This window comes from Acidovorax sp. sif0632, assembly GCF_019218805.1.
Taxonomy (GTDB): Bacteria; Pseudomonadota; Gammaproteobacteria; order Burkholderiales; family Burkholderiaceae_C; genus Acidovorax; species Acidovorax facilis.
The window spans coordinates 742,251-765,259 of sequence record NZ_JAHUWW010000001.1 but is presented as its reverse complement, the minus strand read 5'-3'; the positions used below and the strand labels follow the sequence as shown (position 1 = coordinate 765,259).

At 63.1% G+C, this 23,009-nt stretch carries 22 protein-coding genes and 1 tRNA gene; 15 read left to right on the top strand and 8 right to left on the bottom strand.

Going from position 1 to position 23,009, the window contains the following annotated elements; genetic code table 11:
* Window positions 1-18: 18 nt before the first annotated feature.
* The 3 genes from mutY to mutM form a co-directional block, all read right to left on the bottom strand.
* Window positions 19-1,089, bottom strand: coding sequence for an A/G-specific adenine glycosylase (gene mutY / locus KW832_RS03470; RefSeq protein ID WP_218298672.1), 1,071 nt, complete (start codon window positions 1,087-1,089; stop codon window positions 19-21).
* A complete protein-coding gene (locus KW832_RS03465; RefSeq protein WP_055399056.1) occupies window positions 1,086-3,047 on the bottom strand; it encodes a dynamin family protein in 1,962 nt (653 codons plus the stop codon). Before KW832_RS03465 ends, mutY begins: the two co-directional genes overlap by 4 nt.
* 106 nt (window positions 3,048-3,153) lie before the next feature.
* Window positions 3,154-3,969, bottom strand: a complete 816-nt coding sequence (mutM, locus tag KW832_RS03460) for a bifunctional DNA-formamidopyrimidine glycosylase/DNA-(apurinic or apyrimidinic site) lyase (RefSeq protein ID WP_121422496.1) — start codon at window positions 3,967-3,969, stop codon at window positions 3,154-3,156.
* Window positions 3,970-3,998: 29 nt separating this feature from the next.
* Between mutM and KW832_RS03455 the strand changes: the two genes are divergently transcribed.
* From KW832_RS03455 to pth, 7 genes are all read left to right on the top strand, one after another.
* Window positions 3,999-5,777 carry a tetratricopeptide repeat protein gene (locus tag KW832_RS03455; protein WP_218298673.1) on the top strand — a complete coding sequence of 593 codons (1,779 nt, stop codon included), beginning with the start codon at window positions 3,999-4,001 and terminating at the stop codon, window positions 5,775-5,777.
* 44 nt (window positions 5,778-5,821) lie between these two features.
* Window positions 5,822-6,313: a lipoprotein insertase outer membrane protein LolB gene (locus KW832_RS03450; protein WP_121507395.1), complete on the top strand. Its 492-nt coding sequence runs from the start codon at window positions 5,822-5,824 to the stop codon at window positions 6,311-6,313.
* Window positions 6,314-6,343: 30 nt separating this feature from the next.
* Entirely contained in the window at window positions 6,344-7,201 is an 858-nt protein-coding gene (gene ispE, locus KW832_RS03445; RefSeq protein WP_218298674.1) for a 4-(cytidine 5'-diphospho)-2-C-methyl-D-erythritol kinase, read from the top strand.
* Between the two features lie 30 nt (window positions 7,202-7,231).
* Window positions 7,232-7,308, top strand: a tRNA-Gln gene (locus tag KW832_RS03440).
* Between the two features lie 46 nt (window positions 7,309-7,354).
* On the top strand, window positions 7,355-8,329 hold the full coding sequence (locus tag KW832_RS03435; protein ID WP_055399067.1) for a ribose-phosphate pyrophosphokinase: 975 nt from the start codon (window positions 7,355-7,357) through the stop codon (window positions 8,327-8,329).
* 171 nt (window positions 8,330-8,500) lie between these two features.
* On the top strand, window positions 8,501-9,136 hold the full coding sequence (locus KW832_RS03430) for a 50S ribosomal protein L25/general stress protein Ctc (RefSeq protein WP_055399069.1): 636 nt from the start codon (window positions 8,501-8,503) through the stop codon (window positions 9,134-9,136).
* Window positions 9,137-9,293: 157 nt separating this feature from the next.
* A complete protein-coding gene (pth, locus tag KW832_RS03425) occupies window positions 9,294-9,902 on the top strand; it encodes an aminoacyl-tRNA hydrolase (RefSeq protein WP_055399071.1) in 609 nt (202 codons plus the stop codon).
* Between the two features lie 112 nt (window positions 9,903-10,014).
* Here pth and KW832_RS03420 read toward each other — a convergent pair whose 3' ends face one another.
* Complete coding sequence (locus KW832_RS03420) at window positions 10,015-10,272, bottom strand: YfhL family 4Fe-4S dicluster ferredoxin (protein ID WP_055399073.1); 258 nt, start codon at window positions 10,270-10,272, stop codon at window positions 10,015-10,017.
* A gap of 208 nt (window positions 10,273-10,480) precedes the next feature.
* On the opposite strand from KW832_RS03420, the gene KW832_RS03415 reads away from it, so the two are divergent.
* The 8 genes from KW832_RS03415 to KW832_RS03380 all read left to right on the top strand — a co-directional run bounded on the left by KW832_RS03415 (window position 10,481) and on the right by KW832_RS03380 (window position 19,611).
* Window positions 10,481-11,443: an ABC transporter permease gene (locus tag KW832_RS03415; RefSeq protein WP_055399075.1), complete on the top strand. Its 963-nt coding sequence runs from the start codon at window positions 10,481-10,483 to the stop codon at window positions 11,441-11,443.
* Window positions 11,444-11,450: 7 nt separating this feature from the next.
* Window positions 11,451-12,323 (top strand): ABC transporter permease, encoded by an 873-nt coding sequence (locus KW832_RS03410; protein WP_055399077.1) that lies wholly within the window; start codon window positions 11,451-11,453, stop codon window positions 12,321-12,323.
* A gap of 33 nt (window positions 12,324-12,356) precedes the next feature.
* The gene (locus tag KW832_RS03405; protein ID WP_218298675.1) at window positions 12,357-13,397 is read left to right on the top strand and encodes an ABC transporter ATP-binding protein; all 1,041 of its coding nucleotides are present in this window, start codon (window positions 12,357-12,359) and stop codon (window positions 13,395-13,397) included.
* Window positions 13,394-14,269: an ATP-binding cassette domain-containing protein gene (locus tag KW832_RS03400; protein ID WP_218298676.1), complete on the top strand. Its 876-nt coding sequence runs from the start codon at window positions 13,394-13,396 to the stop codon at window positions 14,267-14,269. The genes KW832_RS03405 and KW832_RS03400 overlap by 4 nt, the downstream gene beginning before the upstream one ends.
* 102 nt (window positions 14,270-14,371) lie before the next feature.
* Window positions 14,372-15,862 carry an ABC transporter substrate-binding protein gene (locus KW832_RS03395; RefSeq protein WP_055399081.1) on the top strand — a complete coding sequence of 497 codons (1,491 nt, stop codon included), beginning with the start codon at window positions 14,372-14,374 and terminating at the stop codon, window positions 15,860-15,862.
* A 263-nt stretch (window positions 15,863-16,125) separates the two neighbouring features.
* Entirely contained in the window at window positions 16,126-17,529 is a 1,404-nt protein-coding gene (locus tag KW832_RS03390; RefSeq protein WP_218298677.1) for an amidase, read from the top strand.
* A gap of 103 nt (window positions 17,530-17,632) precedes the next feature.
* Complete coding sequence (locus KW832_RS03385; protein ID WP_055399085.1) at window positions 17,633-18,241, top strand: hypothetical protein; 609 nt, start codon at window positions 17,633-17,635, stop codon at window positions 18,239-18,241.
* Between the two features lie 23 nt (window positions 18,242-18,264).
* Window positions 18,265-19,611: a tetratricopeptide repeat protein gene (locus KW832_RS03380; protein ID WP_218298678.1), complete on the top strand. Its 1,347-nt coding sequence runs from the start codon at window positions 18,265-18,267 to the stop codon at window positions 19,609-19,611.
* A 408-nt stretch (window positions 19,612-20,019) separates the two neighbouring features.
* Here KW832_RS03380 and KW832_RS03375 read toward each other — a convergent pair whose 3' ends face one another.
* The 4 genes from KW832_RS03375 to KW832_RS03360 form a co-directional block, all read right to left on the bottom strand.
* Entirely contained in the window at window positions 20,020-20,691 is a 672-nt protein-coding gene (locus tag KW832_RS03375; RefSeq protein WP_209817548.1) for a histidine phosphatase family protein, read from the bottom strand.
* Between the two features lie 132 nt (window positions 20,692-20,823).
* On the bottom strand, window positions 20,824-21,042 hold the full coding sequence (locus tag KW832_RS03370) for a hypothetical protein (protein WP_218298679.1): 219 nt from the start codon (window positions 21,040-21,042) through the stop codon (window positions 20,824-20,826).
* Window positions 21,043-21,126: 84 nt separating this feature from the next.
* Window positions 21,127-21,975, bottom strand: coding sequence for a DUF429 domain-containing protein (locus KW832_RS03365; protein WP_218298680.1), 849 nt, complete (start codon window positions 21,973-21,975; stop codon window positions 21,127-21,129).
* Complete coding sequence (locus tag KW832_RS03360) at window positions 21,972-22,853, bottom strand: DMT family transporter (protein WP_218298681.1); 882 nt, start codon at window positions 22,851-22,853, stop codon at window positions 21,972-21,974. Before KW832_RS03360 ends, KW832_RS03365 begins: the two co-directional genes overlap by 4 nt.
* Between the last annotated feature and the right edge of the window lie 156 nt (window positions 22,854-23,009).

The following is a 23,009-nucleotide window of genomic DNA, read 5'->3' as shown; positions in this document are numbered from 1 at the left end:
AACAAAACCCGGGTACGCTCACCACAACTGGGCTTGGGTCGAATCAAGCAACTTGCGGATGGGGGCAGGCAGGCCGATAGAGGACCACTCATTGACCCCAAACCACGCCCCTTCTTCAGTGGGCTGGTCCGGAACCTCCCCCGTGACCAACACGGGGTGAAGATGCAAATCCCTGTGTGTCAGCACATGGAGAAAAGGCTGGAGCTCGTTGCAGGCAATGCGAGAAGCATCACCTAGGAATTTGACATATCCGTTCAAAGAGGCGCCGTCGGCGAAGACCGGCACACAATGCATGCCAGCCCATATCCCAGCAGAGGGGCGACGTTGCAACCACACCTGGCCAGCAGAATTTCGAAGTACCAGAAGCTGCCAAGACTCAGACCGGCGTGCCAGCTTGCGCGTCTTGACGGGGTAGCGTTGTGGGTCTCCGTCTTTGAATGCCACACAGCGGCCCGCCAAAGGACACCGGTCGCAACGTGGCAATCGTGGCGTACAAATCGACGCTCCCAGATCCATGAGTCCCTGGGTATAGCGGGGCATGGCCGTAAGCAGATTTTTCTGCGGCAGCAGTGACTCCGCCTCCTTCCAGAGCAGACGCTCGTTTCCCGCCGACACGAGGTCCTTTTCAAAGCCGAGCAAACGCGTCAAAACCCTGCGCACATTGGCATCAAGAATAGGCACGCGTTCAGAGAAACAGAATGCGGCAATCGCTCCAGCGGTGGAACGACCAATCCCCGGCAAGGTAGCCAGCATCTCGGCGGTGCGAGGAAAGGAGCCTCCGTGCTCTGCCACAACCTGCTGGGCGCAGCGATGCAGGTTGCGGGCCCGGGTGTAGTAGCCCAGCCCGCTCCAGAGGCCCATCACTTCATCCTGCTCTGCCTGCGATAGGGCCACTACGTCGGGAAAACGCTCCAGAAAGCGCGCGTAGTAGTCAAGTACCGTCGTAACCTGCGTTTGCTGCAGCATGATCTCGGACAGCCAGACCCGGTACGGATCGCGCGTCTGTTGCCAAGGCAGGTGATTGCGGCCATGAGACGCCTGCCATGCGACCACGAGCCCAGCCACATCCTCCCGCCCGCCGCTTCTCATGCAGATACCAGATGGCTACCCGATGTCACGGAGTCAAGACCGGGCAGAGCAACAAGCTGAGAGGTCAGCTCCTGCAGCCTTTGCTCCAGTTGGACCAACTCATCCTCACTCGCTTCAATTTCCGCAATGCGCTCCACCAAACCGCTGGCAGCCTGCTGAATGCGATCCACAGCCTCGATGCGACGCGCAAAACTACGGCGACGCTCACGCAGCTGCGCATCCAGTTGGGCCGTAGCAGATTTGCTCCACAGTTCAAGATCGTTCGCGGCCGATTCATACACGGTGCGCAAACGCATGGCAAGAGCCCGGACCAGACGTTCCGCAAACTCGGGCTGGGCCAGCTTGAGCGCATTACCCATGCCGAGGTATTGGAGATGGCTCTGTTCGATCTGATTGAGATCGTGCGTAAAGTGCTCCAGCTGCGGAGGCGAGGGGACCTGCAGAGAAAAGCCGAACTCGGCATTGAGTTGCCTGAAGGTGCCACCCAACATGGCCTGAATCTCAGTGCCTGACGCTTGTGCTTTGTCCAGCGTACCGCGCAACTTGTCGAAAGTCTGAAGATAGATTTTCTTCACACCCAGCTTGAGCCCTTTTTGCTGCAGGGTCTGCGCCAATTCCGAAAGCTCGACTTTGAGCGCCTTGGCTCCCAACTGCTGAAATACATCTCGAAGCAGCTTCAGATGGACCGCACGCACCGCCTGGATTTTGGAAGTGCTCAGGTCAAACTCCCGCTGTTCCTGTTCGATGCGGTGCCGCATCGATTCGATCACAGACGCATTCTTGCCGCGCAAGCTTCGCAATTCGGCCATCTGGTCGTCAAGATCTCGGCGCCGGATATTGATGACCCGAGAAGTCTCAGTGCGCAAACTGGCCACGCCGTTGGCCACAGCCGCCCGCAAAATAGACTGCCGCCGCCCCATGATTCCTTTGGCCAGCGCCTCTTCCAGAACAGGCAGGCCGCTGGTCTCCAGCAGCAGATCATCAGCAGTGATCTTGGCGACCAACCCTTTCTGCGCAGACACGGGCACAACCCTGTCCAACGGAACACCCAGCATTTCTGCAGACGTACTGCACTGGCGCTCCATCTGCGCCTGCACCTGCTCTGCAGAATTGAGCGTGTCCCACAAGGTGTCTATCTTGTTGAGCACCACCAGCCGGGCATCCATGCTGTCCGCCGAAATGGCCAGGTGCTCGCGCCAGATGGACAAATCAGAGCGGGTAACTCCGGTGTCAGCGCTCAGAATGAAGACCACCGCATGCGCCTGCGGAATCAGGTTGACGGTAAGTTCAGGCTCAGCGCCCACGGCATTCAGCCCGGGCGTGTCCAGAATCACCAGCCCCTGTTTCAGCAGAGGATGAGGAATATTGATGAGGGCGTGGCGCCACATGGGCACCTCCACCAAGCCCTGGGCATCAGGCACAGGGTTTTCATCGGTCAGATCATCGTGCCAAAAGCCCAATGCCCGCGCGTTGTCCAGGCTGACCTTTCGTACTTCGGCCACCTTTTCGAGCGCCTTGGCAATCTGGTCCGCGTTTCCGACATCCAGGGGAATCTCCTGCCACCGGTCCGTTTTAACCCGCCACTCCGCCAGGCTCTGCATCTGCAGTCGGGTTTCAATAGGCAGCAGCCGAAGGCTGGGCGCCACGCTGGCATCGTACCCAAGTTCGGTGGGGCACATGGTGGTGCGCCCTGCACTCGCAGGCATGATGCGGCGGCCATAGTCTGCAAAGAAGATCGCGTTGATCAACTCAGATTTGCCGCGCGAAAATTCGGCAACAAACGCCACCATGACCTTGTCGCTGCGAACCTGCTCCTCCAGGCGTTGCAGCCGCTCCTGGACGGCTGCGTCCATGAGTTCGTGCGAGGACATCCACTCGGCCAGCCGCTTGAGTTGCTGGGCGAACTCACGCCGCCAGGCACCATGCTGGTCGAACTGTTCGTTGAATGAAGGTCCCACTTTGCTCCCAGAGATCTAAGAATGGCCTGCAGGGCAGGCATACACAAAATATAGCATCGACCGCTCGCGGGCCCTCATGCCACGGCGAATTGGTACTTGACCTGATTCAAGGCCGCTGGCACATCGGGCAAAAATAGCTGCTCCGCTGCCCCTGGCGCAGCACCTTTATCGAAGTGCCACAAACATGGCATGGCGCTCCATCGCGTCCATAAACGTTGGTCTGGGTCTGAAAGTGGCCTGCCATTCCATCTGCATTGGAAAAATCGCGCAGCGTGCTGCCCCCCATATCCACGGCCCGCGCCAATACAGACCGAATGGCAGCGTGCAATTTGAGCACCCGCGCAGGCCCGATACGCGACGCACTCGTCGTGGGACGGATTCCAGCCAGAAAAAGCACTTCTGACGCATAGATATTGCCAACCCCCACCACCAGCCGGCCAGCCAGGAGCAACTGTTTGATGGGCATCTGGCTCTTTTTCAGACCAGCCTGGAAAACAGCAAGAGAGAATCCGTCAGACAGCGGCTCCATTCCCAGCCCGCCCAGAAGCTTGGTCGCAACAGGGTCTTGTTCCCCATGAACGTACACCACGGCACCGAATCGGCGCGGATCGTGCAGCCGCAGCGTCCCCTGGCTGGTCAGCATGTCAAAGTGATCGTGGACTCCGGCCGCCGGTAACCCCTGGCTGAAGCGCAGGCTGCCCGACATCCCAAGATGCACAAGCAGAACTCCTCGACTGGTATCGGCCAGCAAATATTTTCCGCGCCGGCGCAGGCCCATCACCTGCTGCCCCACCAAAGTCTGTGGCGCGCACCCCAGAGGCCAGCGCAAGGGTTTGCCGAGCGTGACCGCCTCAATGCGGGCGCCAGTGATGGCCTGGACCAAACTGCGGCGGGTCACTTCCACTTCGGGCAACTCAGGCATACAAAGACCCCGGCAATGGGTTAACAGGCATGGATTATTATGACCCGATGGTGCTATTTCACAGCTTTCGGATTGCCGCATTGACGACCGTGATCGCGGTATCCGCCCACTCAGCATGGGCACAACAGACCGGCAGTGACAGCCGCCCCGCCACAGATGAATCTCCAGTGGTATCCAACCCGGCACTGGATGCTGAATTGTTCTACGAGATTTTCCTGGGCGAAATCAGCGCCCGGACAGGCGACCCCGGTGCTGGTTATGCCTTCATGCTGGAGGCTGCACGCCGCAGCGCAGACGGCCAACTCTACCAAAGGGCCGCAGATATCGCCTTGCAGTCACGATCGGGTGAATATGCACTGGCAGCGGCCAAGGCATGGAAAGAGGCCCTGCCACAGTCGCGCGAGGCGAATCGCTATGTGCTGCAAATTCTTGTTGCACTGAACCGTATTGGCGAAACACCCGATCTGCTGCGCCAGGAACTCGCCCAATCATCCCCCCGCGCAAAGGCTTCGACCCTGTCTGCACTGCCCCAGATGTATGGGCGTGCCAGCGACAAGGCGCTGGCAGCGAAGGTGGTGGAAGCCGCCCTCGTGGACGAGCTTTCCCACCCTGCCACCGGCCCTGTGGCCTGGGTATCCCTGGGTCGCCTTCGCCTCGCGGCGGGCGATAAATCGGGGGCACTGGATGCCGCTCGGCGCGCGCAGGCTCTTGACGACGCTAACGAGGGGGCCGCCAGGCTGGCGCTGGAGCTGATGGAAGAGAACACCCCCGAGGCCGAACCACTGGTGACACAAGCACTTGCCAAACAACCCGTGCCAGAGTTGCGAATGGGCTATGCGCGGGTTCTTTTGGGCTTGCAGCGCTATCCCGATGCTGCCCGCCAACTGGAATACGTCACCAAAGAGAAACCGGACTTGGTAGAGGCCTGGCTGGTGCTGGCCACCCTGCAGTTGCAAGACAACAGGCTCTCCGCTGCAGAGAGTGCGCTGCAGCGCTTCATGGAGCTCACCTCCGCCGCGACCGATCCTGAAGTGCGTCAGAAAGGGCTTACGCAAGCCTATTTGCTGTCCGCACAGCTCGCAGAGAAGAAGGGCGATTTTGCCGCTGCAGGGGCGTGGCTCAACCGCATCGACAACGTGGACGAAGCGTTCAGTGCGCAAAGCCGCCGCGCGTCCCTGCTGGCACGGCAGGGCAAAGTGGCCCAGGCGCGGGAACTGCTGCGAAACCTTCCAGGAACCTCTGCTGACGACAAACGCATGAAGCTGCTGGCCGAGGTGCAGCTACTGCGTGACCTGCGGCTTTACGAGGAAGCCTACCAAGTCCAGAGCGAGCTTGTGGCGCTCGCACCTGATGACGCCGAACTGGTGTATGACCAAGCCATGCTGGCCGAAAAAGCGGGTCACCCGGAGACTATGGAGAAACTGCTGAGGCAGGTGATTTCCCAGAAGCCTCAATACCACCATGCTTACAACGCCCTCGGTTATTCATTGGCAGACCGGGGCGTGCGCTTGGACGAAGCCAAACAGCTGATTCTGAAAGCTATGGAGTTCGCCCCCTCCGATCCCTTCATTACCGACAGCCTAGGCTGGGTGGAATTTCGCATGGGCAACAAGGCAGAGGCCAAGCGGCACCTGGAAACCGCCTACAAAGCTCGCCCGGATGTAGAAATCGCAGCGCATCTCGGTGAGGTGCTTTGGAGCCTGGGTGACAAGGAGGCTGCCCTCAAGGTCTGGAAAGAAGGCGCGCGGACAAGCCCTGACAATGAAACGCTGAAAGAAACGCTGAAGCGCCTTGGGGTGAGCCTTTGATGCACGGAGTTTCAGGAACTCCTTTTCAACGCATTGCGCGCGTCATGGTCGGCCCACGTGTCGCCGGACTGCTGTTGTGGGTGGCCTGCGCACTGTGGCTGGTCGGCTGCGCGCAGCCGCCACAGGTACCTGCAGGCGAAGAAGATGCCTGGAATGGGCGTATCGCCCTGCAGGTGGAAGGACAGGCATCGCAGTCGTTCTCTGCAATATTTGAACTGCGGGGCAATGCACAGACCGGGGGGCTTGCACTGATCAGCCCGCTCGGCAGCCGCATCGCACAGCTGGAATGGAAAGATGGCCATGCACAGCTGACCAGCGCGCAGGAATCGCGGACCTCTGATTCGCTCGACGCACTGCTGCAGGATGTGACGGGCACGCGCATCCCCGTGGCCGCCCTGTTCGCCTGGCTCAAGGGTGTACAAACCACTGTGCCAGGTTGGAGGGCCGATCTTTCAGCCCTGGAACAGGGGCGACTGGTGGCACACCGCGACGACCCCGCCCCCCAGGCCACTTTGCGCATCGCACTGACCCGCTAGCCGCCCTCCTCACGCGCCCAATTCGTTGCCATGCAATCCCTGTATGACGTGCCGGCTCCGGCAAAGCTCAACCTTTTCCTTCACATCACAGGCCAACGCGCGGACGGGTACCACCTGCTGCAGTCGGTCTTCATGTTGATCGACTGGTGCGACACCCTCCATTTCGAGCGCCGCGCCGGTGGCGCTATCACACGCGAAGACCTGGGCACAGCACTGCCAGAGCTAGACCTGACGATCAAGGCCGCGCTCGCACTGCAGCGAGCCACCGGCTGCACCCAGGGTGCACACATTGGCGTCGTGAAAAACGTCCCCTCGCAGGCGGGCATGGGTGGTGGCTCTTCCGATGCAGCCAGCACCTTGCTTGCCCTTAACAGGTTGTGGGGTCTGAACCTGTCGCAATCGGCACTGGAAGCTATTGGTCTGAAGCTCGGTGCAGACATTCCATTTTTTTTACGCGGTCACAACGCTTGGGTCGAAGGAATTGGTGAGACAATCACGCCGCTTGAGAAAGCACAGCAACTACCGCAAGCGCGCTTTGCCATCGTGAAGCCCGCTGCAGGCTTGGAGACAAAAGCAATTTTTTCGTCACCAAGTTTGAAACGCGATTCAGATAGTGCTACAATCTTAGGCTTTGCTGCAGCACACTTTGACTTCGGTCGAAACGACTTGCAGCCAGTTGCCCAGGCACTTTGCTCCGAGGTTACCGAAGCCATTGAATGGCTCGATACCCGAGGATTGCAAGGCAGGATGACAGGCTCAGGAAGTGCAGTGTTTGCGCTTATGTCACATGCAGTTGACTTGAGTGGAGCCCCACAGGGCTGGCAAGTTAAGGAATGTGAAAATCTGATGGTTCATCCTCTGGCAGGTTGGGCATCAGGCAAGAATTAAGGTTAGCTGCCTTCGGTAGTTGACCTGTGTAGGGGAGTCGCCAAGCTGGTTAAGGCACCGGATTTTGATTCCGGCATGCGAAGGTTCGAATCCTTCTTCCCCTGCCAAACGCTTTCCGCGTACGGGCTTTTATTTCAGACTGCTGGGACGCTCATGCAAGCCAACCACCCCGACTTCATGGTTTTCACCGGCAATGCCAATCCTGGCATGGCAGCTGAAATTGCCCAACACCTCGGCACCACCCTCGGTGCGGCTGACGTGGGTCGATTCTCCGACGGTGAAGTCACCGTTGAAATCAAGCAAAACGTGCGCGCACGCGATGTTTTCGTGGTGCAGTCCACCTGCGCCCCCACCAACGAAAACCTCATGGAACTGCTGATCATGGTCGATGCGCTCAAGCGTGCATCGGCCGAGCGCATCAGCGCCGTGATCCCCTATTTCGGCTATGCCCGCCAGGACCGCCGCCCGCGTTCGACGCGCGTGCCTATCACCGCCAAGGTGGTGGCCAACATGCTGCAAGCCGTGGGCGTGGCACGCGTGCTGACCATGGACTTGCATGCCGACCAGATCCAGGGCTTTTTCGACATCCCAGTGGACAACATCTACGCGTCGCCCGTGCTGCTGGGCGACCTGCGCCAGAAGAATTATGAAGACCTGATTGTGGTCTCGCCCGACGTGGGTGGCGTGGTGCGCGCCCGTGCACTGGCCAAGCAGCTCAACTGCGATCTGGCCATCATCGACAAGCGCCGCCCCAAAGCCAACGTGTCCGAAGTCATGCACGTGATCGGCGAAATCGAAGGCCGCAACTGCGTGATCATGGACGACATGATCGACACCGCCGGCACGCTGGTAAAGGCCGCTGAAGTGCTCAAGGAGCGTGGCGCCAAGAAGGTATACGCCTACTGTACGCACCCTATTTTTTCGGGTCCTGCCATCGAACGCATCGCCAAGGGCTCGGCCCTCGATGAAGTGGTGGTGACCAACACCATCCCGCTGAGCGACAACGCCCGGGGATGCGCCAAGATTCGCCAACTTTCCGTGGCCCCGCTGATCGCAGAGACGATCCAGCGCATTGCCAAGGGTGAGTCGGTGATGAGTCTGTTCTCGGACCAAGACAACCTGTTCTGACAAACGCGGGGCTCGCAAGAGGCCTTCGGCTTGGAAAGACGGTTGAACAGGACACCAAGCCTCCTTCGGGAGGCTTGTCTGTTGGTTCGGGAACGAAGTGTGGCCTGCTATCGCGGGCCTTTTTAAAACAGGGCAAGACTGGTCGCGGTCTGTCCTTTTCAGGAGCTAGTTATGAACTTCGTCGCTTTTGAGCGCGCCAAGCAAGGTACGGGTGCGAGCCGCCGTCTGCGCAATTCGGGCAAGACGCCTGGCATCGTCTACGGTGGCACCGCCGAACCCCAACTCATCGAGGTGGACCACAATGCACTGTGGCACGCCCTCAAGAAGGAAGCTTTCCACTCCAGCGTGCTGGACATGGAAGTTGCCGGCACGACCTCCAAGGTTCTGCTGCGTGACGTGCAATACCACCCCTACAAGCAACTCGTGCTGCACATCGACTTCCAGCGCGTGGACGAAAAGACCAAGCTGCACATGAAGGTGCCACTGCACTACAGCGGTGCTGACGAGTCCAACGCCGTCAAGGTCGACAAGTGCATGGTCAACCCGATCGTGAACGAGTTGGACGTGACCTGCATGCCTTCGGACCTGCCTGAGTTCATCGCTGTGGACCTGTCCAAGCTGGAAAAGGGCGCATCCCTGCACCTGAAGGACATCAAGCTGCCCAAGGGCGTGACGGCCAAGATCCGTGGCGGTCAGAACAACAACCCCGTGCTGGTGTCCGTGGTGCCTCCAGTGGTGGTCGTTGAGACCCCTGCCGAAGCCGCTCCTGCTGCCGATGCCAAGGGCAAGGGCAAGGGCAAGAAGTAATCGGTCAACGACCTCGATCACTTCACCCAGTCAGCCCGCCCTGCGGCGTTGACCCCCAACGGCCCACCTCGTGTGGGCCGTTTTCATTGGCGCAAAGCCATTCGCATCTGCAAACCGTCTGGCTCTAACCACCCCACACCCACCGATAATCCCGCCAATGATCAAGCTGTTTGTAGGCCTTGGAAACCCCGGGCCAGACTACGAAGCCACCCGCCACAACGCCGGTTTCTGGTGGATTGATGCGCTGGCGCGCGAACTCAAGGCCACGCTGGTGCCCGAGCGCAGCTACCACGGGCTGGTGGCGCGCACGACGGTGCATGGGCAAAGCGTCTGGCTGCTGCAGCCACAGACCTTCATGAATCTCTCGGGCAAGTCGGTGGCTTCGCTGGCGCGCTTCTTCAAGATCCAGCCCGAAGAAATCCTGGTGGTGCATGACGAACTGGACATTCCGCCAGGGCAGGTCAAGCTCAAGCGCGGCGGCAGCCATGCAGGGCACAACGGCCTGCGGGACATCCATGGCCAGCTCGGCTCCCCTGACTATTGGCGCCTGCGCGTGGGCATCGGCCACCCGGGCGTGAAAAGCGAAGTCGCCAACTGGGTGCTCAAAAAGCCCTCCCCCGACCAGCGCACGCTGATCGAAGACAGCATCGTCCATTCGCTGAAGGCCTACCCGGCCATGCTGGCAGGCGAGATGGACAAGGCCACCTTGCTCATCCACACCACCAAACCGCCGCGCCCCAAGCCCCCCCGCCCTGCAGAAGACTGAGCGGCACGGCAGGGGTAACGACGGTCCGTCGCATCCCCTTCGATCAATAGCTATTATTTTTATAGCTTCTTGCGCTTGATGGATAAGCGCTAGAGCCAAAAAACACTACAAACTAACTCGAAGCTGGCGCCTGCAACCGCTGGAACTTCTGCCACAGGGTTTCGCGGTTCTCGACGTGCTGCGGGTTCACGGGGATGCAGGCGACGGGGCAGACCTGCACACATTGGGGCTCGTCAAAGTGCCCCACACATTCCGTGCACTTGTTCGGATCGATCTCGTAGATCTCCTGCCCCAGATAGATGGCCTGGTTAGGGCATTCGGGCTCGCACACATCACAGTTGATGCACTCGTCGGTGATCATCAGCGCCATACGGCCTCCCTGGGCACAGGGCCAAAAACAATGGAGACGGGGTACGCGGCGCGGTTCATGCTCCGTATTATCCCGCGCTGGTGGCATGTGCCTTGCATGCCACACTGCAACCCACCACCGCAGACGGGGATGTTTTTACCGTTATGCTGTGTATACACATTAATTTTGACGCCCGCGCGCCCTAACCCTCTCCTCACCCACCTCACCCATGGGCCTGTTTTTTCTCAAGCGGTTTATTACCCTCCTGGCCACGCTTATCGGCGCGTCCATTGTTGTGTTTCTGGTGCTGGAGATCCTGCCGGGCAACGCCGCCCAAATGCTCATGGGACCCGACGCCTCGCCCGAAGCCGTGGCTGCGCTGGCCAGCAAGCTGGGGTTGGACCAGCCCGCCAGCCTGCGCTACTGGCAATGGGTGAGCGGGCTGGTGGTGGGCAACATGGGCGACAGCTATGCCTACAGCTCACCCGTGCTCGACCTGGTGCTGGAACGCCTGGCCCTCACGGTGCCGCTGGCACTGATGGCCATGGTCATCACCACCGTGCTGGCCCTGGTGGCAGGTGTGTATGCAGCATCGCGCCACAACAAGATCGGTGATGTCGGCGTGATGGGGCTGGCGCAGATCGGAATTGCCATTCCCAATTTCTGGTTCGCCATCCTGCTGATCCTGCTGTTCTCCGTGAAATTACAGTGGTTCTCGGCCGGTGGCTTCCCCGGCTGGACCGAAGACGCTGGTGGTAGTCCACTCGAAGCCCTCAAGGCCCTGCTGTTGCCCGCGATTGCGCTGGCCGTGGTGCAGGCCGCCATCCTCGCGCGCATCACGCGCTCGGCCGTGCTGGAGGTGCTGCGCGAAGACTTTGTGCGCACTGCCCGCGCCAAGGGCCTGTCGCAGCGCGCGGCGCTCTGGGGCCATGTGCTGCGCAACGCCATGATCCCGGTGATCACCGTGATGGGGCTGCAGTTTGCCAACCTGCTGGCGGGCACCATCGTGGTGGAGAACGTGTTCTACCTGCCCGGCCTGGGGCGCCTGATCTTCCAGTCCATCTCCAACCGCGACCTGATCGTGGTGCGCAACTGCGTGATGCTGCTCGCCGCCATGGTGGTCATCGTGAATTTCGTGGTGGACATCCTTTACGCCGTGATCGACCCGCGCGTGAAGGCCTCCGACATCTGATCCCCCCATGAACGCTGTCATTCCTTCGCCTTCTGTCACCTCTGCCCCCAGCTGGCTGCACCGCGCGCTGCGCCACCGCAGCTTCGTGATCGGCGCCGTCCTGTCGCTGCTGCTCCTGCTGGCCGCTGCACTGTCGCTGGTCTGGACACCCTGGTCGCCCTACGAGATGGACCTGGCCTCCAAGCTGCAGCCGCCCACCGGCACACACTGGCTGGGCACCGATGCCTTTGGGCGTGATGTGGCGTCGCTGTTGCTGGTGGGTGCGCGCAATTCCATTCTGGTGGGCGTGATCGCCGTGGGCATCGGGCTGACCGTTGGCACGGCGCTGGGCCTGCTGGCAGCGGCCAAGCGCGGCTGGGTAGAAGAACTCATCATGCGGCTGGCCGACTTTACGTTTGCCTTCCCGGCCATCCTGTCTGCCATCATGCTCACCGCTGTGTTCGGCGCGGGCATCGTCAACTCCATCATTGCCATCGGCATCTTCAACATCCCGACGTTTGCGCGCGTCACCCGGGCATCGGCCAATGCAGTGTGGTCGCGTGAATACATCCTGGCGTCGCGCGCCTGCGGCAAGGGCAGCTTGCGCATCACGCTGGAGCATGTGCTGCCCAACATCCTGTCGGTGCTCATCGTGCAGGCCACCATCCAGTTCGCCATTGCCATCCTGGCCGAAGCCGCCCTCTCCTATTTGGGCCTGGGCACCCAGCCGCCCCAACCCTCCTGGGGCCGCATGCTCAGCGAAGCACAGACGCTGATGTTCCAAGCCCCGCTGCTGGCCGTCTGGCCTGGTGTGGCGATTGCGCTGGCCGTGCTGGGGCTGAACCTGCTGGGCGATGGTCTGCGCGACCTGCTGGACCCACGCTTGTCGCGCAAGCGCTGAAACCTCCGCCGAACCTTGCACGAACTGTTCTCCATGTCTTTCCTGCTCGAAGTCTCCAACCTCCGCATCCGCCTGCAGACGCACCGGGGCCCCGCCGACGCCGTGCGCGGCGTGAGCTTTTCGCTGGCGCGCGGTGAAACCCTGGGCCTGATCGGTGAATCGGGCTGTGGCAAGTCCATCACTGCCATGTCGCTCATGGGCCTGCTGCCCGAGAGTGCACAGGTCACGGGCAGCATCCGCTTTGACGGCCAAGAGCTGGTGGGCCGCACCGATGCGCAGATGTGCCAGATGCGCGGCAACCGCATTGGCATGGTGTTCCAGGAGCCCATGACAGCGCTCAACCCCGTGCACACCATCGGCAGCCAGGTGGCAGAGCCGCTGCGCCTGCACCGGGGCATGAATGCGGCAGCCGCACGCACCGAAGCCATTGCCCTGCTGGACCGCGTGGGCATCCCCAACGCCGCGCAGCGCTTTGACGCCTATCCGCACCAGTTCTCCGGCGGGCAGCGCCAGCGCATCACTATCGCGATGGCGCTGGCCTGCGGGCCCGACCTGCTGATTGCCGACGAGCCCACCACTGCGCTCGATGTGACCATCCAGCAGCAGATCCTGGACCTCATCAGCGACCTGGTGGCCGAGCGCAACATGGCGCTTATCCTGATCTCGCACGACCTGGGCGTGATCTCGCAGAACGTGGACCGCATGATGGTGATGTACGGCGGCAGCGTGGTCGAAAGCGGCTCCACCGCCTCGGTCTTCTCGGCCATGGCACACCCCTACACACGCGGCCTGTTTGCCGCCCGGCCTCACCTGGGCGCCGTGCACGCGCCCGGCCACCGCCCGCGCCTGTCCACCATCCCCGGCACGGTGCCTGAGCTGGTCGACCTGCCTTCAGGTTGCCCTTTTGCGGGCCGCTGCAGCTACACGGTGGATGCCTGCCACCACAACCAGCCCGAGGCCACGCTCGTGGCCACCGATGCCGATGGCGACCACGAGGTGCGCTGTCTGCGGCGCGAGGCCATTGCCGAAGCCCAGAGTGCCCAGGTGGTAAACATCGTCGAGGTGGCCGCATGACCCAGGCGCTGCACAGCACCCATCCCGCAGAAACGCCGCTGCTGCAGGTCAAAGACCTGGTGCGTGAATACACGCTGCCGCGCGACCATCTGTTCAAGCCACCCGGCAAGGTGCATGCCCTCAACGGCGTGAACTTCTCGATTGCCTCTGGCCGCAGCCTCGGCATCGTTGGCGAATCCGGCTCGGGCAAGTCCACCCTGGCACGGCTGGTAATGGCGCTCGATACCCCCACCTCCGGCACGGTCGAGCTGCTGGGCCGCAACCTGCACCAGTTGCCCGCCGAGCAGCTGCGCCAGGCGCGGCGCGACTTTCAGATGGTGTTCCAGGACCCATATGGATCACTGGACCCGCGCCAGACCGTGGAGCGCATCGTGACCGAGCCACTGCAGGCGCAAGGACAGACCACGCGCGCCGAGCAGCGCGAGCAGGCCGCCCAGGTGCTGTCGCAAGTGGGCCTGCGCACCAATGACCTGGGCAAGTACCCGCACGAGTTTTCTGGCGGCCAACGCCAGCGCATCGCCATAGCGCGTGCGCTCATCACGCGGCCCCGCCTCATCGTGGCGGACGAACCCGTGAGCGCGCTCGACGTGTCGGTGCAGGCCCAGGTGCTGAACCTGATGCAGGACCTGCAGCAGCAGTTCGGCATCACCTACATGCTCATCAGCCACGACCTCGCGGTGGTGAATCACCTGTGTGATGAGGTGGTGGTGCTCTACCAGGGCCGCATCGTAGAGCGGGGCTCTCCCGGAGAGCTGTTCCGCAACGCGCAGCACCCGTACACGCAATCGCTGGTGGGTGCGGTGCCGCAGGTGCTGCCGGGCCGTGCAAGGGCGCGCCGTGCAGCTGCTGCGGCCGCAGCAAAAATCGTGTAACCAAATACCGATGTGATGGTGTAAAAAGCTTTTGTGCTCCCCGGTAACCCATTGCAAAGGCGCCGGGGTCTTCGTCTGGTTTTTTGTCTGGAGAGTCCGAACATGCTGAACCGCCGTACCGTCCTTGCCACTGGCGCCATCGCCGCTGTGCCCTTGTCCACCTCGCTTGGCGCCATGGCGCAAAGCCGCAAAGATGCGGTGACGCTGGCGATGACGCTGGAGCCCCCAGGCCTGGACCCCACCGCCGGTGCGGCATCTGCCATCGCCGAGATCGTGCAGTACAACATCTTCGAGACGCTCACCAAGATCAACCCCGACGGCAGCGTGTCGCCCTTGCTGGCCGAAAGCTGGGAGGTCTCGCCCGACCTCAAGACCTACACCTTCAAGCTGCGCCGTGGCGTGAAGTTCCAGAACGGCGAGCCCTTCACCGCTGCGGCCGTCAAGTTCTCATACGACCGCGCAGGCGGTGAGAAGAGCACCAACAAGGACAAGCGCACCTTTGCCGGCATCACCACCCAGGTGGTAGACGACTACACCGTGGTGCTGCTCAACAAGGAGATCGACCCCGACCTGCTGTTCATCCTCGGCCAAGCCACCTCCATCATCGTGGAGCCCAAGAGCGCCGACACCAACGCGAACAAGCCCGTGGGCACCGGCCCCTACCAGCTGCAGGCCTGGAACAAGGGCTCGTCGGTCGTGCTGACCGCGTGGGACGGCTACCGCGACGCCAAGGCCATCAAGATCAAGCGCGCCACCTTCCGCTTCATCTCCGACCCCGCCGCCCAGGTGGCCGCCCTGCTGGCCGGTGACGTGGACGCCTTCCCGCGCGTCACACCGCGCAGCGTGGCACAGTTCAAGGCCAACCCGAAGTACCAGGTGATCGTGGCAGGCTCGCGCGCCAAGACCATTCTGGCCATCAACAACGGCAAGAAGCCGCTGGACGATGTGCGCGTGCGCCGCGCCATTGCCGCAGCCATTGACCGCAAGGCCGTGATCGAAGGCGCGGGCGACGGCTACGGTGCGCCCATTGGCAGCCACTACGTGCCTGGCGCCTTTGGCTATGTGGACACCACGGGCGTGAACCCCTACGACCCCGAGAAGGCCAAGAAGCTGCTGGCCGAAGCCGGCATCAAGACGCCGCTGGAGCTGACCATGACGCTGCCCCCCACGCCTTACGCCCGCCAGGGCGGCGAGGTGGTGGCTGCCCAGCTGGCCAAGGTCGGCATCATCGCCAAGATCCAGAATGTGGAATGGGCGCAGTGGCTCAGCGGCACCTACGGCAGCAAGAACTACGACCTGACCATCATCAGCCACGTGGAGCCCTTCGACCTGGGCAACTTTGCCAAGCCCGACTACTACTGGGCCTACAACTCGCCCAAGTTCAACGACCTGTTCACCCAGATCAAGAACGCAGCACGCCCCGCCGACCGCGCCAAGCTGCTGGGCGATGCCCAGCGCCTGTTGGCCAACGATGCAGTGCACGCCTTCCTGTACTCCAACCAATGGATCACGGTGGCCAACAAGAACCTCAAGGGCTTGTGGAAAGACATGCCTGTGTTCGTGAACGACATCTCCGCGCTGTCCTGGTCTTGAGATGGGCTCCCCCCTGAGGCCCTTCGGGCCTTCCCCCCGCTCTCGCATTGCTGCGCAATGCGGGCAGGGGAACGCAGCCCTCGCTGCGGGGCGGCCCTTGCTCGGCTGCCCGCGCCTGGGCCACGCCAGTTTCGCGGGCAGCGCACAGCGCAGTGAATAGCTGAAGCCCGCAGAAGCAGAAAGCTCCTAAACTAATAGCTGCCAGCGCTTTACCAATAAGCGCTAGCAGGCTTTTTTATTGATAAAACTCCCCACATCCCGCCATGACAGCCCTGCACGACCTGCCCGCCCACGACCTCCTTGCCGCCTACCGCCAGCGCACGCTGTCCCCCGTCGAGGTCACGCAGGCCGTGCTGGCCCACATTGAGCGGTGGGAGCCCCACATCCGCGCCACCTACCTGCTGCGCCCTGAGATGGCCCTGGCGCAAGCCCGCGAATCAGAAGCCCGCTGGCTGCGTGGTGAGCCCAAGGGCGCGCTGGATGGCGTGCCCAGCACCATCAAGGAAAACATCGCCACCGAAGGCGATCCAACGCCCCTGGGCACGGCCGCCGTCGAGCTGGTGCCCGCCGCTGCCGATGCGCCGCCCGCCGCCCGCATGCGCGAGGCGGGTGCCGTCATCGTGGCCAAGACCACCATGCCTGACTACGGCATGTTGTCCTCGGGCCTGTCCACCTTTCACCCCCTGTCGCGCAACCCGTGGGACACCCGCAAGGGCCCCGGTGGCTCCAGCGCCGGCGGTGGCGCTGCCGCAGCCGCAGGCTACGGCCCGCTGCACATCGGCACCGACATAGGCGGCTCGCTGCGCCTGCCCGCCAGCTGGTGCGGCATCTTCAGCCTGAAGCCCAGCCTGGGCCGCATTCCGATCGATCCACCCTACACCGGCCGCGCCGCAGGCCCCATGACCCGCACCGTGGCCGACGCCGCGCTGATGATGCAAGTGCTGAGCCAGCCCGACGCGCGCGACAGCATGAGCCTGCCCTACCAGGACATCGCGTGGAGCCAGTTCAACAAGGGCGCCGAACGCTTGCGCGGCCTGCGCATTGGTTTGCTGCTCGACGCCGGATGCGGCCTGCCGGTGGAGCCCGAGGTGAAAGCCGCCGTAGAACGCGCAGCAAAACTCATGGAGGCAGCTGGCGCCACCATCGTGCCCATGGCGCCTTTCATGACCCAGGCCATGCTCGACGGCATGGACCACTTCTGGCGCATGCGCTCGCACATCGACCTGCAGGCCCTGCCCGCCGCGCGGCGCGACAAGGTGCTGCCCTACATCCGCACCTGGGCCGACAGCGCAGCGGGCATGAGTGGCACGGAAGTCTTCAACGCCAGCCACCAGTTCCACCTGACGCGGGTCAACACCGTGAAGGCCTGCAGTGCCTTTGACTATGTGGTCTCCCCCGTGGCGCCCATGCCCGCCTTCCAGGCCGAACTGCCCTCGCCCACCAACGACCCGCTGCGCCCGCTGGAGCACATCGGGTTTACCGTGCCCTTCAACATGTCCGAGCAGCCCGCCGCGTCGGTCAACTGCGGCTACACCACAAGCGGCCTGCCCATTGGCCTGCAGATTGCGGGTGCCCGTTTTGACGACCTGGGCGTGCTGCAGGTGGCACACGCGTTCGAGCTGATCCGTGAACCCCAGCGGGCATGGCCCCAGCCGCCAGCGAGCTGAAAGCATGGCCGGAGGTTGTTGGTAACCTTGGGGTTTTGTTGGCAGACACCGGGCCACCCTGGGCCACCACTCTCCCACCCCCTGTACGAACGCACCACACCGCATGGACATCCTCATCCTGGCGATCCTGATTGCCACCGGCACCTACATGCTCAACGCCAAAGAGCAGCGCAAACGCATTGCGCTGCTGGGCAGCCACCTGGCCAACTACCAGATCGAAAAGCTCATGGAAGCCCTGACCGACGGCTACCTGCGCGCCCTGGGCGAAAGCACGGACGAGCGCCGCCAGCAGATCTGGAGCCTGCTGAGCACCACCGAAGCGCAACTCACCGAGCAATTCAGCCGGTTTGCCGCCGACTTTGCCAAGGAGCCCGAGGCCACCACACGCGTCAGCCGCCTGGCAATGGCGATCCCCTTTGCCGAGAAGATATTGCCCAGCTTCACCTTCGACATGCGCAAGGCCCTGGCCATCCACGCGCGCGGCATTGCGCACGTGGTGCAGAACACCAGCCACCTCGCGCCCAAGGACCGGGCCTTCATGATGACGGCAGAACTGTTCCTCATGCAGCACACCTGCCACTGGTTCTGCAAATCCAAGACCATTGCCACCGCCCGCATGCTGGCGCGCCACCAGACGCCGCACGAGCAGCTCGTGGCCTCTGTGTCTGCCGACACCCGCAAGGCCTATCTGACGCTGATCAAGGGCGGCTGATCCACCACCCCTAACAATGCCCCATGCCATCCTCCACGCACACCCGCATGACCGATAGCCTGGGCAACCCCGTCACCTTGCAGGACCCGGCAAGCGCCGCCGCCCTGAACGACTTTGTCGAAGGCTTCATCGCCTGCGAAGCCCGCGCGGTGAATGTGCTGAACGCAGCCGCAGACACCAGCCCCATCGTGCAGGCCAGTTGCGCGGCGCTGCACATGTTTGCCGAATCGGCCGACGCACCGCGCAACGCGCGCCCCTTCATCAACCAGGCGCTGGCCAACGCCCCACAAGCCAGTGACCGCGAGCAACGCTTTGTCGCCGCCGTGGCTGCCTGGGTGGATGGCGACCTGCCCCGTGCGATTGCGCTGCATGAGGAGCAGGCACGCCTGTTTCCACGCGACCTGGCATCGCTCAAGCTCGGTCAATACCATTTGTTCAACCGGGGCGACTCGCCCGGCATGCTGCGCCTGGCGCTGCAGGCTGTGCCTGCCGCCGCCGATGTGCCCTACCTGCACGGCATGCTGGCCTTTGGCTGGGAGCAATGCCATTTGCTCGACCGCGCCGAGGCCTCCGCCCGCCACGCCATCGCCCTTTGCCGCAAGGAGCCCTGGGCCCACCACGCCCTGGCCCACGTGATGCTGACGCAGGGACGCATCCGCGAAGGAGGCGACTTCATGGCCAGCATGAGCGACACCTGGACGGGCCTGAACTCCTTCATGGTCACGCACAACTGGTGGCACCAGGCGCTCTTTCTGCTGGAGCAGGACCGGTACGCCGAAGTGCTGGCGCTGTATGACAGCCAAGTCTGGGGGGTGGTCAAGGAATACACGCAGGACCAGATCGGCGCCGTGTCATTGCTCGCTCGGCTGGAACTGGCGGGCGTAGACGTGGGCGACCGCTGGACCGACGTGGCTGACCACCTGGCACTGCGCCTGGCCGACCATGTGTTGCCCTTCCTGGACCTGCAATACCTCTACGGCCTGGCCCGCGCCGGGCGCATGGAGGCCGCACGCACACTGCAAAGTAACCTTGAGGCCCACGCAAACACCCGCACCGAGGCGCACGAGCGCACTGTGTGGCAGCAGGTGTGTGTGCCTGCAGCGCACGGCCTTCTGGCACATGCGCAGGGCGACTGGGCCACGGCGGTGGAGAAGCTGGGCGTGGCCCTGCCCCGGCTGGTGGAGATTGGCGGCAGCCATGCGCAGCGGGATTTGTTCCACCAGATCTGGGTGGATGCGCTGCAGCGTAATGGGCAGTGGGGGGCGGTGCAGAACGTGTTGCAGCCGTTGGTGAATGGGCAGCCGGAGTCGAAGAGGCTAGCGCGGCAGGTGGGGGTGGTGAATGGGGTGTTGGGATTGCCGGCCAGATAAGCCGCGCAGTTCGTCAAGTGGATCGATCGACCACCTGCGATCCGTAGCTATCTATTTCGACCAATGAGATTCTTGCTTCTGTTCTTTCGCGGCTGGTTGGCCTTGTGCTTCGTATTGGTCTACTTCGTTGTTCCCTTTTACCTAGTCGCCATTTACCCCGACGTACCAGAGCCTGTCGTCCGCGCCGCACGCGGTCTTGGCTACGGAGCTATCAAAGGCCCTCCGTCAGAGCTTAGGTTCTGGTATCGGTTTTTCGCTTGCGGGGCCTGGGTAGGCTTAGGCCTGCTATTGGTGGGGCGCTTCCTCCGTGGGGAAGAAGGTGCTTCCAACCAAGGTGATCGGAAGACAGAAAGATTGTCTACCGCAATGCTTAAACAGCCCCGCCGCTCGCGGCACTGATCTCACCGGTCACCGCACCACCAACTTCGTCTGGTCATACACCGGCTGCTCCGGCAAATCCGCGAGATGCCGCACGTCGGCCCAGTCCAGCACCTCCACCGCCTCGCCACTCACCCGCACGCGGTTGAGCCCCGCGTTGGGAATGTCGCTCTGGCGCGGGCCGTCCAGCCCGGTGCCACGCGCAGTGCGCCAGATCATGTCGAGCACGCCGCCATGGGTGACCACCATCACCGTCTGGCCGCTGTGCTGCTGCGCGATGCGGTAGACAGCGTCCATCACGCGGGTGTGGAACTGGCGGGTGGTCTCGCCGCCGGGCATGCCGTAGTCGGCTTCAAAACGCAGCCACTGATTCCATGCGTCGGCGTGCTCCAGCTTGACGTCGTCCACGCGCTTGCCGTCCACCACGCCAAAGTTTTGCTCGCGCAGGGCGCTGTCGGTGAGGGTGTCGATGCGGGCCTCAGGGAACAACACCTGCAGGCTGGGCGTGGCGGTCTGCTGGGTGCGGATGAGGTCGCTGCAGATGAGGTGGTGCACCACGGGGCGCTCTGCAGCCAGACGCTCAGCCAGGCGGCGGGCCTGTTCGTGGCCAGTGGCGTTGAGGGGTACGTCCACATGGCCCTGAAAACGCAGCTCGCGGTTCCAGTCGGTCTCGCCGTGGCGGATCAGGATCAATTCAGTCATGCGTGCCATTATCGAATGTACACACATTAATGCAAGCAATTTTGGCCTCTAGCGCTTATCCAGCAAGCGCTAGTAGCTATTATTTTTATAACAAGCACCGCAATCACAGAAGCCATTGGCAGCCAGCCACAGCTACCGCATGGGCACGATCAGCACCTTGCGCCGGGGCTGGCAGCCAGGGCCTTCATAGGCAGCGCTGTCGCGCTCCCAGCCGTGGCCGGGCGAGGTTTGTGCACACACGCGCTGGCCATCGACCAAGCTGCGCCAGTAAAACCAGGGCGCGGGGGCGGCCTGCACCAGCAGCGGGTCCAGCAGGACCAGCGCGAACAAAAAGCGGGGGGCGAAAGGCATGGGCAAACAAAGCATCCAGCGACTGCACCCCATGCTACTGAGCCTGCGCAGGGCCGATGCCCTGAAAAGCGGCGGAATCGTTGGTCAGGGCTTGTCCGCTGTGACGATCCAGCCTTCGAGCGGGTCCAGCCCTGGGGGCAGGCCATAGAGCGCATCGCCCTCGGCATGGCGCTGCTCGGCCCAGGCGGCCTGCAGCAGGCACAGCACAGCGTCCAGGCTGTCGCCGCTGGCGTCCTGCACCAACGCATCGCGCTGGGCGTGGCTGAGCTTGAGGCGCAGGTCCAGGCGGGTCTGGCCCAGTTCCAAGGCGTTGATCAGGTCCTTGCGGGCAATGAGGCGATCCGGCGTCTGCTTGGCGCGGTCGTCGCTTTTGTAGCTGCGCCGCTGCAGCACCTCGCGCGCCAGCAGGCCGGGGTAGGCCTCCAGCGCCACGCGGTGAGGGGCGCCAGGGTGCAGGCCGGGCAGGTGCACACCCGCATCCAGCAGCAGTGGCAGGCCCGCGTGCAGCATGTAGGCCACGGGCGGATTCACCCATTTCATGGAGGGGCTGGAGCCTGCGGGCCCATCGGTGGCGCGGTGGGCAAACTTGCCGCCCACGGGGCGCGCATCGCAGAACGCCGCAAACTGCGCGCGGATCTGCTCGCGGCCGAGGCTGCGGTAGTGCAGCATGCAGGCATGCCAGTCGGTGGGCCAACCCAGCGCCTGCACCAGCTCGCGCGGCAGGCCAAAGGGCAGGTCAAAGCCACCCACCCAGTCACCGGGCTGAGACAGCCATTGGCCGAACGCGGCCAGGGTGTCGAACGGCTGCAGCGCGGTGAGCGACACGCGCGCGCCCTGGCGCTGGCCCAGCGCAAGCACGATCGGTTTGCGCCGCGTGGGGCTGCTGGAGAAGTCGCAGCCCAGCAGCAGAGGTTGTGGTGCGGCGGCCGTCATCCCAAGGCCAGGGCCGTGACGCCTGCCGCAATGCACAGCGCGCCAAAAATGCGCGCCACGCGGTCACCCTCGCCCAGCAGATGCCCACCGATCAGCGCTGCAAACAGCATGGACACCTCGCGCGCTGGGGCCACGTGCGACAGGGGCGCCTGCTGCATGGCGTACAGCACCAGCACATAGGCCACCGGGCTGACCACCGCCACGGCCAGCGCAAAACGCCACTGGGCCAGCCAGAGCGTTCGGGCCGTGGGCAGGTCGCGCAGCACCACCGGCGCCAGCAGGCCCACGCGCACAAAGTTGCCCATGTAATCCACCAGGATGGGCGACATCTGCAAAAACTTGACCGCATAGCCATCGACCACCGTGTAGCTGGCAATGAACGCGCCTGTGAGCAGGCCATACAACATGCCCTTGTGCACCCGAGCCCGCGCAGCGGGGTCGTGGGCGGCGCGCAGCAGGCCCGGGCCGCCCGCAATCAGAAACACGCCCCCGACCACACCCACGATGCCCAAAGCGCCCAGCGCGGAGATCTGCTCGCCCAGCAGCGTGATGGCCACCAGCGACGACAAGAGCGGCCCCGAGCCGCGCGCCAGCGGATAGACCACGGTGAGGTCCGCCACACGGTAGCCGCGCAGCAGGATGACGAAATACGCCACATGCAGCAGCCCGCTGGCGGCGACAAAACCCCACTCCACCGCGCCCCACTGCGGCACCGCATCGCGCCCCAGGTACCAGCCCAGCGGCGCCCAGACGACCATCATGATCACCGAGGTGAAGAACGCGAATCGCGAGTCCCCCCCGGCCTTCTTGGCCACGATGTTCCAGCACGCGTGAATAAGGCCAGCGAGGATGATGAGGGCGAAGGCGGTGAAGGTCACGGGTGAAAAGGAGCAGCTTGAATGGAAAAAGCCGCAGCTCCATGGGGGCTGCGGCTTGGTGTGGCGCTAAAGAGTTTGTCGATTCAAGACCTGCGTACTGCCCACAGCGCCCGCAACTGGCGTGGACCAATCCGGCGGCCACCGTGCAAGGGCCGC